Genomic DNA, 2,065 nt, shown 5'->3' on the forward strand with positions numbered 1-2,065 from the left:
TAAGGTAGTTTAAGTTTGTTCCCGCAGATTACGCTGATCTCCGCTGAATGTATGCCATCTTCTTTGTTATAGCTCCAGCCCAGCTTGAATAGCCCTGATGGCAGCGAAAATCCCTTTTGGGCGAAGATGGATTGTTGATAAACACAATTTCCAAAAGGATTGCAGCGTACAGCAGGACAGTACCTCACCCACATGGTGTAGAAATTGCGCTCCAAATCATCAAATATTTAATCAGGCTTAATGGGTGCCTAAAGTTAAACTGTGCTTTTAAAAAGGATAGGTTTCTTATCACTATCCCTATAATTACGTATTAACTCTTCAGTATGAAGTACTTCGGTATTGTTTGTATTGATAGATTTAGCAAATAGACCCCTTCTGTAGAATATTGTTTTAGCCTTATCCCTTAAAGATTTAAATATGATTGTCCGAATCTGGAAAGGATTTGATATTTTGCGGCATAATTGATTTAGATATGGCTTCAGGTTTTTTTGCGATTTTGGATGATATAGGTGCTTTAATGGACGATGTAGCGGTGACAGCTAAGGTAGCGGCCAAGAAAACTGCAGGAATCCTGGGAGATGATTTAGCGGTTAATGCAGAAAAATCTACTGGTTTTCTTTCTTCAAGAGAGTTACCTGTACTTTGGGCAATCACCAAGGGGTCATTTGTGAATAAACTTATTATTGTTCCCATTGCGTTATTGCTCAATTTCTTTTTTCCGGTAGCAATTAAAGTGGTCTTGGTATTAGGTGGCTTGTACCTTGCCTATGAAGGGGTAGAAAAAATTGTTGAATATTTTATTCATCGATCAAAACCCTCGCACGTAGAAGCAAAAGAAGTTATCCAGGAGGGCGAGGTAGCAGAAAAAGCAAAGATCAAATCAGCTATTATTACCGATTTTATTTTATCAATAGAAATTGTAATTATTGCTTTAGGAAGTGTGCTCGAAGAAAAGCTGCTTATACAAATTTTGACGGTGTCAGCTGTAGCCTTGTTGGCTACCGTTGGTGTTTATGGTATCGTGGCCATTATTGTAAGGATGGATGATGTTGGATATCGTTTAATGAAGGCCTCGGGCGAAAAAGGTATATTCTCATCCATAGGAAATCTATTGGTTCGTTCCTTACCGGTTATAATAAAAATATTAAGTGTTGTAGGTACGGTCGCATTGATCCTGGTTTCAGGTGGGATTTTTGCGCACAATGTTAGTTTTCTACATCATGTTCTTCATACTTGGCCTTCAATTCTTAGAGAATTTGCTTTTGGATTAGCAGCAGGGCTAGTCGCTGTGCTTGTTTTAACTACGGGTAAAAAACTTTTGGCTATTGTCAGAGCATAAAGGAATTGGTTGTTATTCCATTTTGCAAATATTAATTGGCGAATTGTTTTTTTTAGTAAAGCAGGTTTAGTGCTACTATCCAGGTTGGTTCCTGCTTTTCATTCCAAGTCCTCGCTGCGCTGTGGGCTTTTCATTTCAATCAGGTTTATTTTGCAGGGGCTGACTGGCTGCAAGGAAAACTTCAGGATTGTTTGGGGGCGGTGCGCCGATAAACACTTGTTTCCTTAAAAAGTTTTAACCATCGGCATATTTTTTCTGTCTGTAAGCCATGTGGTTACGCTAATCCCCGCCCCATTCCATAAAAATGTTTTGCGTGTACGATAAAAAATCCTACTTTTGCATCCCGCTTCGGAGGAAGGGTTTTAGATAAGGATGGCATTAGGGCGAGTGAGGCAATATTTATTTTAAAATAAATATTGCGGGAGAAGAAAAGATTGCTACCTTTGCAGCCCGGTTCGGAAGGACGGAAAGCTAAATAACATTAGCGTATTGAAATAAGGGGAGAGGAAAAAAGAAGACAGAAAAAATAAAATTTATTTTATTTGGAAGTTTAAAAAAGATCCTTACCTTTGCACTCCCAACCAAAAGGAAGGGCAAAAAAATCGGAACGGCGGATGTCGGGAAGATAACAAAAAAAGATTGAAACGGATTGAAACACAGGTTGGACGAATAAGACCGGCCGGAACTGAAACCGAAGATATATAACTGATCGGCCGCGAGGTTTAC

The 2,065-nt window shown here is 39.1% G+C and carries 2 protein-coding genes; one reads left to right on the forward strand and one right to left on the reverse strand.

Features of this window, described 5'->3' with window-relative positions:
- Positions 1 to 215: hypothetical protein (locus AC07YT_RS25020; protein WP_494945582.1), on the reverse strand; the 215-nt coding region annotated here is incomplete at its 3' end.
- 257 nt (positions 216 to 472) lie between these two features.
- Between AC07YT_RS25020 and AC07YT_RS25025 the strand changes: the two genes are divergently transcribed.
- Positions 473 to 1,339 carry a DUF808 domain-containing protein gene (locus AC07YT_RS25025; RefSeq protein WP_086544669.1) on the forward strand — a complete coding sequence of 289 codons (867 nt, stop codon included), beginning with the start codon at positions 473 to 475 and terminating at the stop codon, positions 1,337 to 1,339.
- Positions 1,340 to 2,065 lie beyond the last annotated feature (726 nt).

It is taken from the genome of Pedobacter sp. GW460-11-11-14-TSB4 (genome assembly GCF_059423705.1).

Coding starts and splice junctions, on each gene's coding strand:
- AC07YT_RS25025 (WP_086544669.1), top strand. CDS start 473: ATGGCTTCAGGTTTTTTTGCGATTTTGGATGATATAGGTGCTTTAATG.